The organism is Crossiella sp. NPDC003009, from assembly GCF_053591555.1.
Map to the genome: position 1 here is coordinate 256,247 of NZ_JBSFUA010000003.1, position 13,954 is coordinate 270,200.

Sequence of the window (13,954 nt, forward strand, 5' to 3'; positions counted from 1 at the left end):
GTGGAGGACGTCCGATTCGTCATGACACCGGCCCGGTGCCGGAAGCCAGCCGCCAGGTCGCGGTCGCCGCCCGCTGGCCGTCCTGCTCCACCGCGACCCAGCACATGCCGTTCGCGGTGCGCAGCACGCTCACCTCGGCCGGCCGGTCCAGCTCGACGAACCGGCCGGTGCGGGCCTGGCAGGAGACCAGGTATCCGGGACCCACGACGGCCCGGACCGCCTGGCGCATGGCCGCGAAGACCACCATGCCCGGCACGTGGTCGACCGCGTGGTCGAACAGCGCCGGATGGCTGGCATCCACCAGCAGGCCCCAGCGGTTCGCCTTGTTCACGCTGGTCAACAACACGTCCCTGACATCGCGCCTGCCCACCAGCTCCGGCGGCACCGGCGCCGGCCGCTCACCGGCCACCTGACTGGGCACCCTTGGCGGGCGCAGCCTGGCGTACACCGCCGGCGGCAGCGCGCCCAGCGTGCCGCCGCCCTGACCGAACCGGCGGCCCTCCCGGTACAGCTCGGCCTCCACCGCGAGCGTGGAGGCGTGCCCCGGCCGCACCCTCGGATCCCTGGTACGCACCACCAGCTGGATGTCGACCGGCCGGTCCCCGACCCGCAGCGCCGCGGGATCCACGGCGTAACTCATTCCCCGCATGACGAACTTGTGGTCAAGCGGTATGTCCCAACCCGTATGGGCAATCAACAGCCCGGTTTGGCGAATGGTCTCCAGAATCAGCAGCGGGTCGGCCCGGCCCTGTTCTGGCTGGTAGAACGCGTGCGCCCGAGGTAGCTGGGCACAGATCCGGAAGTCGCCGGTGCGGCGGCGCACCCATCTGGTCAGCAGCACCTCGGCCACGGACTCGCGATGCACCAGCCTGCGCGGTACGGTCGTGTCGAATCCCACCTCTCCACTCATTTCGAGTGCAACGAATAGTGAGTCTTTGCTCTTCGGCACCTGGTCGTTGCCCAACCGCAACATGTCGGCCAACATACCGGTACAGATTAGTTTCGACGGCAAGAACACCTGGATGGCGGAGCAGTCGATGTTCAAGCGTGAACAATCGAGCAACACGAAGCAAAGCCTGCTGCTGGCGGCAGCGAACACTTTCGACCGGAAGGGCTTTCTCGGTACCAATCTCACCGACGTTTGCGCAAGTGCGGGGGTCACAAAAGGGGCTCTTTACTGCCATTTTCCCTCGAAGGAAGCACTCGCGGTCGCTTTGATCGAGACCCAGTTACGTCTCTGGCACGAAGTCCACCACCATTTGGCCCAGCAGCCATTGAGCCCGATGCAGTCGCTCATCGACCTCTCACACGAGTTCGGCAACCGGTTGCGCACCGACGTGCGGGCCAGGGTGGGCGTCCGGCTGCTCTTCGAGGCCGACCTGTTCGACCGCGAGGCGGGCGGTCAGTTCCACGGCTGGGTCACCATGGTCCGCGACCTGTTGATCCTGGCGAGCGCGGCCGGGCAGCTGCGGCCCGAGGTGCACCCGAGGGAGGCCGCGGAGTCCCTGGTGGCCGCCTTCACCGGCACCCAGCTGCTGTCCAGGGCCACCAGCGGGCACGACGACCTGCCGGCCAAGTTCACCGCGCTGTGGCGGCTCTGGCTGCCCGCCCTGGTGGTGCCCTCGGCCCTGGTCGCGCTGCGCATCGGCCCACCGACAAGCGAGCCCGAAGTCTTTGTGCCAGTTCAACAAACCGCCGGTATCACCTGATCTGGCCCGGCCACGGCGGCGGCGGGCGCGGCAGGGTGAGGACCATGCGCGACAAGAGGTCCCGCCCGGCAAGCACCGCCGTCGACTGGCAGGAGTGCCTGCGCCTGCGGCCCGCGCTGCTGCGGCTGGCCAGGCAACGCTGCCCAGCCGGCGCCGAACCCGAGGACCTGGTGCACGAGGCACTCGCCCAGGCCGCCGAGCTGGGCCGGGTGCCACCGGACCGGCTGGCCGCGTTCCTGGCCCTGGTGGTCGGCAGGCTGTGCGCGGAGGAACACCGGCGGCAGCACGAGGACGCGGTCCTGTTCGACCACCCGCGGCTCCGGCCGAGCACCCCGGAGGATCCGACCGAACGGGTCAACGACCGGTTGGAGGGGCGCTGGTTCCGGCAGCGGCTGCGCGACTTCTCCACCCGCGACCGCAACCTGCTGCTGCTCTTCGCCGACGGCCTGCCGCATACCGAGATCGCCAGGGAGCTGCGCACCACGGTGGGCGCGACGCAGTCCGCGCTGCACCGCATCAGGGAGAGGTTGCGCTAGGGCGTCTCCGCCGTGTCCCGCGCGTGAGCGCCGGAGTCCGGGTCGTTCCTGGCGGTGCCGCCAGGGGCGGGCTGTGCCCGGCGATAGCGTGCGGGACACGGCGGAGACGCCCTAGGGTCACAAGTCAGCGGTGGGAGCAACGAGTGGGTGAACTCGGCTGCTAGATGTACGGACATGCGGGTTCACCATCTCAACTGCGCGAGCATGGCTCCGCTCGGCGGGCGCCTGATCAACGGCGACGCCCCGCCGCACCGAGCGGCCCGGCTGGTCGCGCACTGCCTGCTGATCGAGACCGAGCAGGGCCTGGTGCTGGTGGACACCGGGCTCGGCCTCGACGACCTGCGCTCGCCGGGCAGGCTGGGCGCGCTGTTCCGGCTTTCCTGCCGGCCGAAGCTGGCCGAGAGTGAGACCGCGGTCCGGCAGATCGTCCGGCTGGGTTATTCACCGGCTGACGTCCGGCACATCGTGCTGACCCACTTGGACCTGGACCACGCGGGCGGGATCGCGGATTTCCCGCAGGCCAAGGTGCACGTGCATGCCGAGGAATACGCCGCGGCAATGGCCAGGCGGACCTTGGGGGAACGTTCGCGCTATGTGCCGGCGCAATGGGCGCACGGCCCGGACTGGGCCACATACGGCCGGACCGAGGGCGAGGGGTGGTTCGGCTTCGAGGCGGTGCGGCAACTCGACGGACTTCCGCCGGAGATCCTGCTGATTCCACTGGCTGGACACACCCACGGCCATAGTGGAGTCGCGGTGGCGGCCGGCGGCGACCGCTGGCTGTTGCATGCCGGGGACGCCTACTTCTTCCACGGCGAGGTCAATGGGCGGCCGTCTCGCGGCACCCCGGGGTTGGACCTATTCCAATCCGTGGTGGCGGTCGACCGGACAAAACGTCTGGACAACCTGCGCAGGCTGCACGCGCTGGCGGCGGCGCAGCCCCAGCGGATTCAGGTCTTTTCCGCGCACGATCCGCTGGAGTTCGAACGCTGCCGCGAAGGCGGGGCCTGACCCGACCAGACAGGCTTCGCCTTCGCGGCAGCGCTTGACGTTCCGCGAACTCAGGAAGCGTGGGCTTCCTGGAACTTCACGACCAGCTCCTGCGGAATGCGGCCGCGCTCGGAGACCTGGTGGCCCTGGGTGCGGGCCCACTGCCGAATCTCCTGGTTGCGGTCGCGCTCGCCGGCGGCCTTGGCGCCGCCGCCGCGGGTGGCCCGCTGCTTGCGGCCACCGGTGCGCCGGGCCGCGGCGACATACGCCGCAACGGCGTCGCGAAGAGCCGCCGCATTGTCCGCGGACAGGTCGATGACGTAGTCGACGCCGTCGAGGCCGAAGGAGACGCTCTCCTCGGCCTTCGACCCGTCGAGGTCGTCCACCAGCTCGACCGTGACTTTCTCCGCCATTTGCACTCCCCGTTTGGATAGGTGGCTCGTGGCAGTAAATATCCGAACGGGCGTGAAGTCAAATTTCCCGGTGGGTCAGCAACCAGGATGTGACCGGATCGCGTGATGGGGCAACGGAATCATAAACCCTTCACCGAGCGGCCGCACCGTGGTAGAAGAAATCTCCGAAGCCGATGGTGAAGACCAGCAGGCCATAGAGCCCGTGCTCCACCCAGGCGGCGAACAGCGAGCGGGTGCGCCGGTATCGGTTGCTGAAGATCCAGCCGCCGATGACGGTGAGTACCACGCTCAGCACGTTGCCGAAGATGATGTGCACGAAACCGAAGGCCGCGGCACTCGCCGCGACCATTCCCAGGCCGTTGCCGAACACCGGCGCGTACCGGTGGAACAGGAACGCCCGGAAGATGAGTTCCTGCGGGTAGACCGACAGCAGCGGGTACAACACCATGATGAACAGCCACACCGTCGGGTTGTTCCTGGGCAGCTCGAACAGGCGCTCCGGGCTGAACAGCCACAGCGACAGCAGGCCGAGCGCGGCGGTGGCACCCCACAGCAGCAGCATCCTCGGCAGCACCGGCCACAGCGCGGCGGCCCGCCAGAAGTTCGACCGGTCGAAGTCCGGCTGTCGGCGCAGGTAGAGCACCGCGGTGATGCCGAGCATCACCAGCAGCGGAATGGGCCCGCCGGGAATGCGGAAGACGGTGTAGACCGAGACCGCCCCGAAGAACAACAGGAGGAACTCGGCGGCCAGGTAGTTGCGGCGACTCCGGCCGACACCGGGAGCGACCGCGTCGGCGGTGGTCGTCATGCCTGCCGACTTTACCGAGGGAAACTGAGGATCTCTTCAGCTTCCGGGCGGCCAGTGCCCGCCGCGCAGCCGCCCTTCCCGAATCGCCCGCGCCCAGTAGTCCCCGGCCCGCGAAGCCAGCTCGGCGTAATGCGCGCAGGCCGCGCCGAGCGCGCTGTCCACCACGTCAGCCGGCAGTCTGCCCAGCCAGGCCGCCCACACCGGGCGGTGGATCGGCGGGTCGACCGGCAGCACCACCACGTTGTCATCCGGCCAGGCCGCAGCCAGCGGGGCGGCCAGGCTGACCGCCTGCCCCGAGGAGACCAGGTTGCGCACCGTGTTCGAGGAGTCGGCCACGTGCAACACGTGCGGACGAATTCCGGCCGAGGTGAACACCGCGGCGCACACCTGGGCCAGCACGGTGTCCGGCGGCGGCGCCACCCAGCGGTCGGCGGCCAGCTCGGCCAGGTGCACGGACTCCGCGGCGGCGCACCGATGGGCGGCCGAAAGGGCCACGTAAATCGGTTCATGCAACAGAATTTCGGCTTGGGCACCCGGCGGTAACGAGGGTTGCGTCCCTGGCGGGCCATAGCCGAGGACAAGATCGACTTCCCCGCGTTCCAGTGCCTGCACGGCCAGGTCGGGGGTGGTGGTCAGGGTGGCCACCTGGACCTCGGGCAGGGCCTTGGTGAGCCGGGCGGTCAGCTCGGAAACGCCGATCGGGTAGGTGGCCAGCCGGAGCTGCACCTGACCATGGCCGGCGGCGGTGACATCGGCCCTGAGCTGCTCGGCGAGCTCCTCGGCCCGCCTGGCGTGGGTGTAGAGGGCGTGCCCGGCCGGGGTGAGCGAGACCGCCCTGGTGCTGCGCCGCAGCAGGCTCACGCCGAGGCTGCGCTCCAGCCGCTGCACCTGGCGGGACAGACCGGACTGCGGAACACCCAGACGTGCCGCGGCGCGGGTGAAGTTCAGCTCCTCCGCGAGCACCCGGAACGCCTTAAGATGCCGGAACTCGATATCCATGCTCATCCTGCATCAATCTTGGTCACCCGTTGGTATTTCCGCTTGTCCGTCGGCCACTGCTGCAATGCGCGCGGCGCATAACCGCAGTTCGTTCCGTGAGCGTGCCGCTTGGACACGGACGTGTCCAGCCGGGTCACGTCGAGGAGGCAATGAACGTGAAGGTCAAGAAAATCCTGACAGCCGGGCTGGCTGTGCCGGTCGTGGCAGGTTCCCTGCTGCTGGCCGGTGGCCCGGCGGGTGCCGCGGGCACGGCATCCCAGCAGGCTCAGTCCGACTACACCGTGCTGGTCGCCGACGGCGCCAGCCGGGAGGCCGCGATCCGCGCGGTGCAGGCTGCCGGCGGCACCGTGACCAAGGAGAACGCCGCGATCGGCGCCCTGGTCGTGCGGGCCCCGCAGCAGGGCTTCATCACCCAGGTCGCCGGGTCCAAGGACCTGGGCGGCGCGACCAGGGCGCGGCCGGTTGGCCAGGCGCCCAAGCAGAAGCTGGAGAAGGCCAAGCGGGACGCGGTCGAGAAGGAGTCCGCTGGCAAGCAGGGTCCGGCCGAGGCCAAGACCCAGCAGTCCGGCATGGACCCGCTGGACGACAAGCTGTGGGGCCTGAAGATGCTCCGCTCCGACCTGGCCCGCGCCAAGCAGCCGGGTGACAAGCGGGTCACCGTCGGCATCCTGGACACCGGCGTGGACGGCAACCACCCGGACATCGCGCCGAACTTCTCCAAGGAGCTGTCCCGCAACTTCACCACGGACCTCCCCTACGACGAGAACGGCGCCGAGGTCGACGGCGAGTGCGAGTACCGCGGCTGCGTGGACCCCAACGACCACGACGACAGCGGCCACGGCACGCACGTCGCGGGCACCATCGGCGCGGCGGTCAACGGCTTCGGCGTCTCCGGCGTCGCGCCCGGCGTCACGCTGGTGAACATCCGCGGCGGCCAGGACAGCGGCTACTTCTTCCTGCAGCCGGTCATCGACGCGCTGACCTACGGCGCGGACGCGGGCCTGGACGTGATCAACATGTCCTTCTACGTCGACCCGTGGGCGTTCAACTGCGTGGCCAACCCGGCCGACACCCCTGAGCAGCAGCAGGAGCAGCGCGCCACCATCAAGGCGATCAACCGCGCGCTGAACTACGCGCACAACAAGGGCGTCACCCTGGTCGGCGCACTGGGCAACAACCACGAGGACCTCGGCAAGCCGCGCACCGACAAGTCCAGCCCGAACTTCCCGGCAGGCAACACCCACGAGCGTCCGATCGACAACTCCTCCTGCTTCGACCTGCCGGTCGAGGGCGCGCACACCATCGGCGTGTCCAGCCTCGGCCCGTCGGGCAAGAAGTCGGACTTCTCCAACTACGGCCTGGAGCAGATCTCGGTGGCCGCCCCCGGCGGTTACACCCGCGACTACTTCGGCACCCCGTGGTTCAACGCCAACGAGAACCGCATCCTGTCCTCGTACCCGAAGAACGTGCTGCAGGCCGAGAAGCTGGTCGACGCCGAGGGCAACGTCACCCCGGACGGCGTCAAGGCGGGCGTGACCAAGTACGTGCAGGGCGACAAGGTCGGTTACTACCACTACCTGCAGGGGACCTCGATGGCCTCCCCGCACGCGGCCGGTGTGGCGGCGCTGATCGTCAGCCAGTACGGCAAGAAGGACCGGAAGAACCCGGGCCTGACCATGTCCCCGGACAAGGTGGAGAAGGTGCTCTACGGCACCGCGCAGAAGCGCCCCTGCCCGACCCCGCGCACGGTGGACTACCTGAAGGAGGGCCGGAGCGCGGAGTTCACGGCCACCTGTGAGGGTGACACCAAGTTCAACGGGTTCTACGGGCACGGCATCGTGGACGCGTGGAACGCGGTGACCCGCGGCGCGGAGTTCGCCCGGTAGTCAACGGTTTTGCTCAGTCGCCCCGCGGACCTCTCAGGACCGCGGGGCGACTGCCGTTTTGGGGTCGCCAGACGATCTCTAGCTCAGGGCGCTCCCGCAGCGGACCGAGGATGGTCGGATTGGCGCAGACGATGTTCAAGTGGCGCAGGGCCTTCAGCTCCCGGAGCGAAGTGACATCGAGGTTCACCAACGGCTCGAGTGGCACGATCAGGATTTTTTGCAGCCGGGGCGCGGACCTGAGCATGGACAGATCACTGACATCCTCGATGTCGAGCAGCGCAAGGTTTTTCAGCTTGGGCAACGGCGGGAGCCCGCCCAGATCCGTGGCACTGAAGACGTCGAGCTGACGCACTCCAGGCGGCACATCATGCAGATCAAAACCATAGTCGACGGTCAGGTTCCGGAGTCCGCGCAGGTGGCGCACTGACGGGTCGACTCCCTCGACGGTCAGCTCACCCGCGTATTCGGCAAGGACACTGCGGGCGTACTCGTCCCGGTCGAACCGGTCCCACATCAGCAGAAGTTCTTCCTGGACCTCCTCTCGTTTGTCTGCGGCGAACTTGCCCAGCAGCGGTATCGCCTCGGCCAGCCCGGTCTCCGCCATCGCCCTGATGGTGGTCACCACTTCCCGTTCCGTACGGGGATTGGCGCTTGCGAGCAGATCGAGGGCAAAGGCACCGGCGGAGGCGAAGACCCGCGCCTGGGTGCGGGACTTGGGCGGCACCAGATCGGCCGCCTGGCGCTGGATTTGGGCGCGGAGCTCGGCATTCAGGTCCGGCGCGGTTTCCAGGCAGGCCAGCGCGAGTAACTGGAGGTTGCGCTTGCCCTGGACTTTGGTCAGGCCGGAGAGCAGGGCTTCGCGCTGGCGGCTGGAGGCGTGGCCGACCGCCAGTACAAAGACCTCGTGCCAGCTGGCCGCGTTCTTCAGCAGCACCTCCACGTCGTCGAAGTCCTGCATCGCCGAACGCGCGGCCAGGTATTCCTGGAAGGTCCGGTGCACGAAGTCGGTCCGGCCTTCCACCGGTTCGCGCAGCAAGCCCGAGCGGATCAGCAGGTGCCGGTACACCTCTTCCGGCTCGGCCTGGACCTGTGCCATTGATCGCAGGCGACGACCCAGCTGCTCGATGGCGCGTTCGGTTTCGATGTCGCTGCGCTCGTTGCGGATCAGCCAGTAGGCCAAGTCGCCCAACAGCAAGGTTTTCTCGGTGCGGTTCAGGCCGGCCGGGGCGGGAATGCGGCGTTCGGCGTCGCGGCGTTCCAGCAGCATGTGCAGGGCGACCTCGTACAGCTCCATCCGGTTGTCCGGCAGCGCGGCGCGGCGGTCTTTATGCAGCGCGCATAACAGGGCGCACAGCAGGGGATAGCCCGCCAGGCGGCGGAGGTGGTTGCGGGTGTCCAGCTGGGTGCGCAGGTTCTGGTGGTAGGACTCGAGCTGCGCCTTGGCCTCCTCGTCGGCGCACAGCGACTGCATGGCGGTGTGCCAGCGCTGGATGAAGGTGCGCACGTCCGGTGGCGTCATGGGTTGCAGGTCGAGGCTGAGGAAGCCGTCGGTGGCCAGCCAGTCCGGTTGGGCGGCGCCGGGGCGGGAGGTGATGACCCAGCGGGCCTTGGGGAAGCTCAGGGTGAGGTAGCGCAGCCAGTCGCGGGCCTCCTCGCGGCGGGCCGGGGCCAGCTCGTCCACGCCGTCGATGAGGACCACCGCGTGGCCGCCGCGCAGGTGTTGCTGCACCCAGCCCTTGGGCATCTCGTCGGCGATGTGGCGGCCGACCTCGTCCAGGAACTGCTCAGGGCGGGGCAGGTCGCGGTCGGCGTAGCGGCGCAGCGGGACGAAGAACGGGATGGTGTCGTTCCACGCGGCCAGCGCGGGCGGGAAGTCGCGGCGGGCGCTGCGCACCGCGATCCAGTGCAGCAGCGTGGTCTTGCCGAGGCCCGCCTCGCCGCGGATGAACAGCTTGCTGCTCCTGGCCAGCAGGTCCTCGATGCGTTCCGGGCGGCCGTGCCCGGTGTCCGCGGTGAGGCTGATGTAGGCCACGCTGAGCGGGTAGCGCCTGCTCGCGTCGTCCAGGGTGACGCCGAAGAGCTCGATGTGGTCCAGCTTGCGGGCAGCCTGCTGGCGGTAGTCGTAGTCGAAACCGGCGCTGCGGTCCCGCGGCGGCAGCCGGGCCAGCACCTCGCGGATGCCGTTGATGATCTCGGTGTCCCTGCGCAGCAGCTCGGTCAGCGCGGCGGCGCTGAAGCCAGGCAGGCCGCGGGCGATCTCGATGACGTAGCCGCAGGACTCGCGCAGCAGCAGGTCGTAGAGGGCCTCGGCGTCGGTGGAGAGCAGGCGGGCGTGGCCGGGGGCCTGGCGGCGCAGGGCGCGGTCCAGGTGGCGGGCGTCCAGGTCGGCGGCGAAGAGGTCCTTGTCTACCAGCGCGGCTTGCTCGAAGGTGTCCTGGACCGCCTGCACGGCGGCGGCGCGCTCGTGCTCGGGCAGGGCGGCGAACTCGGCCTCGATGACGGGTTCCAGCCGGTCCACCACGGCCTCGGCGAAGGTGTCCAGCATCCGGGCGAAGCGGCGTTTGTCGCGCTGGTTGCCGAACCGCTCGGACACCAGGTCCACCGCGCTGGCGCCCACCTCGGCGGCGACCTTGTCATCGGCCAGCCACAGCTTGGTGGCGGTGCGCACGGCGGCGGTGCCGAGCTTGAGCAGGGCGGCTTCGAGCAACACCTGGCTCATTCAACACCTGAGCAGGCACGCTAGTCATCCGACAAGGTCCATTGTGGACTTTCACCTGGCGTTCTGGCCAGTAGTTGGTTCTGGTTCAGGTTATGAACAACAACCTGCCGGTGTTGCGGACCCGGTTCCTCCGAGTTGTGATGGCGCTGCTGGTGGCCCTCGGGGCGCTGGCGGTTGCCCCGGTCGCGGCCGCCTCGGCCGCCGATTCCGGTTCGACGGTGGTCGAGCAGGGCAAGAAGAAGGTCAAGGTCAACGCGAAGGCGAACAAGAAGAAGGTCAAGAAGGGCGACGAGGTCAAGATCGACGGCTCGCTGGAGGAGCTGGCGGGCGCCCGCTCCGCGGCGCTGCTCGGCTCGGTGATTCTCCAGCAGTGGACCAGCGCCGGGGTGTGGGGGAACGTCGGCGGCTGGAGCGACTGCCGCCCCAACGGCACGTTCAGCCTGTCACTGCTGGTGCAGACCTCGCTGACGCTGCGGGTGCAGGCCAAGGGCCCGGACATCGACGTGAGCACCGCGGTGTCCTCGGCGATCTCGATCACGGTCGGCTAGCAGGGGAAGGTCACGGTGGAGTCGGGATCGGGGCCCTGACACCGACCCCACCGTGACCTCGACACCGGATTCCCACTGGCCAGGGCAGCGCGTGAACCTCAACCAGAACTTCCTCCGGTGCTGGTGGACACCACCGCGTGTGCTGCGCGGCGCGGTCAATGCCTGCTGCGTCCACCACTGTGTTGTCGCGCGGGACCGCCCGGACCCGCAAAAAGATCTTGTCGATTTTTCCCGGCCTGGCCAGACCTCTGCCCTGACCAGCCAGAACTTTGGAAATTTTGTCCTGGGTCAGCTGGTTTGCGACCCCGGTCCTTGCCGTTGCCGTTGCCGTCCTTGCCCTTGCCGTGCGCGGGCGGGCCGGATTTGGCGTTGCCCTCGGAGCCGGACCGGCCGGGCGAGCCGGGCTGGCGGGTGTCCGAGGCGGGCGGGTCCACCTGGGTGTTGCCCTGCGCCGGCGGCGGCACCGGCTGCGGGGTCTCCTGCGGCACCTCGACCAGGGCCAGCGGCGGCGGTTCGGGGCTGAACTCCGGGCCCGGCAGCGGAGGCAGCACGGCCAGCGAGCCCAGGGCCAGCGGGACCGACACCGCGGCCAGCGCGACCTTGGCCCCGGCCAGGTTGCCCGCGCCCAGCCAGCGCCAGATCCCGGCCAGGCCGGCGCCCAGCGGCAGCACCGCGGCCGCGGCCAGGCGGCGCAGCAACCTGCGCGCCCTGGTCAGGTGCGACTCGACCGAGCGGTTGCTCAGGCCCAGCTCGGTGGCGATCTCCGTGGGCGGCACGCCCGCGCCCGCCATGGCCACCACCTCGCGGGTGGTCTCGGGCAGCTCGTCCAGCGCGGCGGCCATCCAGCGGGCCTGGTCGCGGTCGGCCACCGCCTCGGACGGGTCGGCGCCGAACACCGCGAGCTGGGCGTCACTGCGGGCCAGCGCGGTCTGCTCTCGCCTGCGGCGGCGCAGCTGGTCGACGAACCGGCGCCGGGAGACCGTGGTCAGCCAGGCCTCCGGCCGGTCGACCGGCGCGGTGTGCGCACTGGCCAGCAGATCGACCACCGCGTCCTGCACGCAGTCCTCGGCCTGTTCCTTGCTGGCGCCTGCCGCGCGGACGCGCACCAGCGCCCGCTGGGCGGCGGCGGCAAGTCGCTCCTGGTCCATGCACAAGCCCCCAGGTCGGCGCGGATTCGGAGCACGATCGTGACACATGGCCGTGCGGACCAGCCAGCGTCGTTATACGGCCTTAGTGCTGAGTTCTTCCGGTACGCAGTTCGGGCCCGGTGCGAACTTCCGCACCGGGCCCGTGCCGCGCGATCGGCTCAGGCGGCCAGCTTGGCCGAGACGATCACGTTGTCCTGGTAGCTGTGCGCGGCCTTGTCGAAGGCGCCGCCACAGGTGATCAACCGCAGGATCGGGTCGGGGCTGTCGCCGTACACCGCCTCGGTCGGGAACTCGTTCTTGGGCTTCTGCTCCCTGGCGGTGACCACGAACTTCACCTCCTTGCCGTCGCTGCGCTTGACGAACACCTCGTCGCCGACGGCCAGCTCGTGCAGCTTGAAGAAGATGCCGGGCTGCTTGTTGCCGTCCACGTGGCCGAGGATGATCGCCGGGCCCTTGTCCCCCGGCACCGGGCTCATCCGGTACCAGGCGGCCTGCATGGGCTTGTCCGCCTTGGGCACCTCGAGCGACCCGTCCGGGTTGATCGCGGTGCTGATCAGCGAGGACTGCGCGCCGATCTTCGGGATGCGCACGTCCGTCGGCTTGAGCTTGGTCTCGGCCGAGGCCGCTGCGCTGGTCTGCGGCGCGGAAGTCTGCGGCGGGGCGGGCTCGCCGCCACCGCCGCACGCGCTCACCAGCAGTGCGGTGGCGAGCAGGACGGTGGCCGCGAAACCGCGGCCACCACTGCGCTTGGTCGTCGACATGCTCAGGCGGTGCCGCCGACGCCGGTCTCCACGCCGCCCCGCGGGGTGAAGCCGATCTGCGAGTTCTTCTTGCCCTTGCCCGGCTTGCCCAGCACCGGGGTCTTGCCACCGGACTGCTCGTCGCCGATCACCCGGAAGGTGAAGCTGAGGGTCTTGCCACCGCACTTGGCGGTGACCTGGTACTCGCCCAGCGCGACGCCGTCCTTGAGGCGGGCCAGCGCGACGTAGACGCGCGGGTCGACCTCGCTCTGGATGGCCTCGTCGATGGTGAGCGCGACCGAGCTGATGTCGGTCGGCTTACCGGCGGCGCAACCGATGATGATCGCGGCCTGGGTCGGGTCGTTCGGGTTGGAGGCCAGACCGAAGATCTGGTCCTGCCACGGCTTGCCGCCCGGGTCCGGCTGCTCGCTGGTCGAGGTGGTCGGCCGGATCGAGGTGGTCGGCCGCGGGCTGGTGCTGCTGGTCACCGGGTTCGTGGTGGTCGACGGCGTGGTCGTCGGCACCGCGCTGGAGGTGGACGGCGTGGTGGTCGGCGCGGTGGTGCTGCTGACCGGGTTGCTCGTCGTAGGCGTGGTGGTGCTGGAGGTGGTCTGCGCCAGTGCCATCGGCGCGGCGATCACCGCGAGTGCGGCAGCGGTCGCGACGGCACGGGTCAGCAGACCCAAGGACTTCTGCACGTGATTCCCCAAAATGTGTACGCGCGCTCGGGCGCGATCCCAGTCCCCCCGGGTGAGTCCGGTTGGGATGGGCAGAGCTTGCCCGAAAAGGCGGCTGCGGAGGGAATCCACACGGCGTGAGAAAAGCCACCCAAAAGGGGCGTAACGACTGGGCTCGAGCAACCGATACACGTTGTCGCAGACGCCCGGCCACGAGCGGTGGTCCGGCCGCGGCGTCCTCACTCACCGCGACCGGCGAAGATCAGCTTAGGCGCGGCTGCTGAGCGTGCGCTGAAGATGCGCGTAGAACCTCGCGGGACGGGTAGCCGAGACCATGAGGTCCGGTCTGGCGCAACAAGATCGTACGGTGAGTGAGCGGGTGACCCGCCGGGCCAGGCGGACCCGCGGCCGGATCAGCCGGGCTTGGGCCTTCGCCTACTTCCTGCTGGGCCTCCAGGTCTTCACCCTCGCGCTCGGCGAACACGGCGACAGCGCGCTGCAGTACCTGGCCCTGCTCGCGTTCAGCCTGTTCCTCTACGTGCTGCGGCACGAGCCCAACGTGGCGAAGGTGGCCGGGGTGGTGGTGTTCTTCACCGGGGCCCGGATGCTTGCGCTCGGCGAGGGCCACACGGCCTGGCTGATCGCACTGGCCACGCTGGCCGGCCTCACCGTGGCGCTGGTGCCGAACTGGCCGGAACCGACCCCGTGGGTGCGCCCGGCGCGGGCCCGCCGACCTGACGAAAGTCAGGGGTAGCCGCTGCCGATCGAGCACTGTGGACGG

Annotated in this window: 15 protein-coding genes; 7 read left to right on the forward strand and 8 right to left on the reverse strand. The window is 69.4% G+C overall.

The annotated features are described in order from the left end of the window. Positions 1 to 19: 19 nt before the first annotated feature. Positions 20 to 898, reverse strand: a complete 879-nt coding sequence (locus ACWDY5_RS05300) for a ScbA/BarX family gamma-butyrolactone biosynthesis protein (RefSeq protein WP_449721044.1) — start codon at positions 896 to 898, stop codon at positions 20 to 22. Positions 899 to 935: 37 nt separating this feature from the next. On the opposite strand from ACWDY5_RS05300, the gene ACWDY5_RS05305 reads away from it, so the two are divergent. The 3 genes from ACWDY5_RS05305 (at position 936) to ACWDY5_RS05315 (ending at position 3,256) form a co-directional block, all read left to right on the forward strand. Further along, positions 936 to 1,709, forward strand: a complete 774-nt coding sequence (locus tag ACWDY5_RS05305) for a ScbR family autoregulator-binding transcription factor (protein ID WP_449721045.1) — start codon at positions 936 to 938, stop codon at positions 1,707 to 1,709. A 44-nt stretch (positions 1,710 to 1,753) separates the two neighbouring features. Continuing rightward, complete coding sequence (locus ACWDY5_RS05310; protein WP_449721046.1) at positions 1,754 to 2,245, forward strand: sigma-70 family RNA polymerase sigma factor; 492 nt, start codon at positions 1,754 to 1,756, stop codon at positions 2,243 to 2,245. Between the two features lie 174 nt (positions 2,246 to 2,419). After that, a complete protein-coding gene (locus ACWDY5_RS05315; protein ID WP_449721047.1) occupies positions 2,420 to 3,256 on the forward strand; it encodes an MBL fold metallo-hydrolase in 837 nt (278 codons plus the stop codon). Between the two features lie 50 nt (positions 3,257 to 3,306). On the opposite strand, the gene ACWDY5_RS05320 is transcribed toward ACWDY5_RS05315, so the two are convergent. The 3 genes from ACWDY5_RS05320 to ACWDY5_RS05330 form a co-directional block, all read right to left on the reverse strand. After that, positions 3,307 to 3,648, reverse strand: coding sequence for a histone-like nucleoid-structuring protein Lsr2 (locus ACWDY5_RS05320; protein WP_252483542.1), 342 nt, complete (start codon positions 3,646 to 3,648; stop codon positions 3,307 to 3,309). Positions 3,649 to 3,778: 130 nt separating this feature from the next. After that, on the reverse strand, positions 3,779 to 4,456 hold the full coding sequence (locus ACWDY5_RS05325; RefSeq protein ID WP_449721048.1) for a CPBP family intramembrane glutamic endopeptidase: 678 nt from the start codon (positions 4,454 to 4,456) through the stop codon (positions 3,779 to 3,781). Between the two features lie 36 nt (positions 4,457 to 4,492). Then, entirely contained in the window at positions 4,493 to 5,455 is a 963-nt protein-coding gene (locus ACWDY5_RS05330) for a LysR family transcriptional regulator (RefSeq protein ID WP_449721049.1), read from the reverse strand. A gap of 149 nt (positions 5,456 to 5,604) precedes the next feature. Here ACWDY5_RS05330 and ACWDY5_RS05335 point away from each other — a divergent pair, with 149 nt between their 5' ends. Further along, complete coding sequence (locus ACWDY5_RS05335) at positions 5,605 to 7,341, forward strand: S8 family serine peptidase (RefSeq protein ID WP_449721050.1); 1,737 nt, start codon at positions 5,605 to 5,607, stop codon at positions 7,339 to 7,341. Between the two features lie 13 nt (positions 7,342 to 7,354). On the opposite strand, the gene ACWDY5_RS05340 is transcribed toward ACWDY5_RS05335, so the two are convergent. After that, positions 7,355 to 10,060 carry an NACHT domain-containing protein gene (locus tag ACWDY5_RS05340; RefSeq protein ID WP_449721051.1) on the reverse strand — a complete coding sequence of 902 codons (2,706 nt, stop codon included), beginning with the start codon at positions 10,058 to 10,060 and terminating at the stop codon, positions 7,355 to 7,357. 92 nt (positions 10,061 to 10,152) lie between these two features. On the opposite strand from ACWDY5_RS05340, the gene ACWDY5_RS05345 reads away from it, so the two are divergent. Further along, positions 10,153 to 10,608: a hypothetical protein gene (locus ACWDY5_RS05345; RefSeq protein WP_449721052.1), complete on the forward strand. Its 456-nt coding sequence runs from the start codon at positions 10,153 to 10,155 to the stop codon at positions 10,606 to 10,608. A 155-nt stretch (positions 10,609 to 10,763) separates the two neighbouring features. Here ACWDY5_RS05345 and ACWDY5_RS05350 read toward each other — a convergent pair whose 3' ends face one another. From ACWDY5_RS05350 to ACWDY5_RS05360, 3 genes are all read right to left on the reverse strand, one after another. Further along, a complete protein-coding gene (locus ACWDY5_RS05350; protein ID WP_449721053.1) occupies positions 10,764 to 11,756 on the reverse strand; it encodes a sigma-70 family RNA polymerase sigma factor in 993 nt (330 codons plus the stop codon). 158 nt (positions 11,757 to 11,914) lie between these two features. Next, entirely contained in the window at positions 11,915 to 12,517 is a 603-nt protein-coding gene (locus ACWDY5_RS05355) for a class F sortase (RefSeq protein WP_449721054.1), read from the reverse strand. 2 nt (positions 12,518 to 12,519) lie between these two features. Then, positions 12,520 to 12,984 (reverse strand): hypothetical protein, encoded by a 465-nt coding sequence (locus ACWDY5_RS05360; RefSeq protein WP_449721055.1) that lies wholly within the window; start codon positions 12,982 to 12,984, stop codon positions 12,520 to 12,522. Here ACWDY5_RS05360 and ACWDY5_RS05365 point away from each other — a divergent pair. Beyond that, entirely contained in the window at positions 12,971 to 13,198 is a 228-nt protein-coding gene (locus tag ACWDY5_RS05365; protein WP_449721056.1) for a hypothetical protein, read from the forward strand. The genes ACWDY5_RS05360 and ACWDY5_RS05365 overlap by 14 nt on opposite strands. A 342-nt stretch (positions 13,199 to 13,540) precedes the next feature. Continuing rightward, entirely contained in the window at positions 13,541 to 13,927 is a 387-nt protein-coding gene (locus ACWDY5_RS05370; RefSeq protein WP_252483492.1) for a hypothetical protein, read from the forward strand. The last annotated feature ends 27 nt before the right edge of the window (positions 13,928 to 13,954 follow it).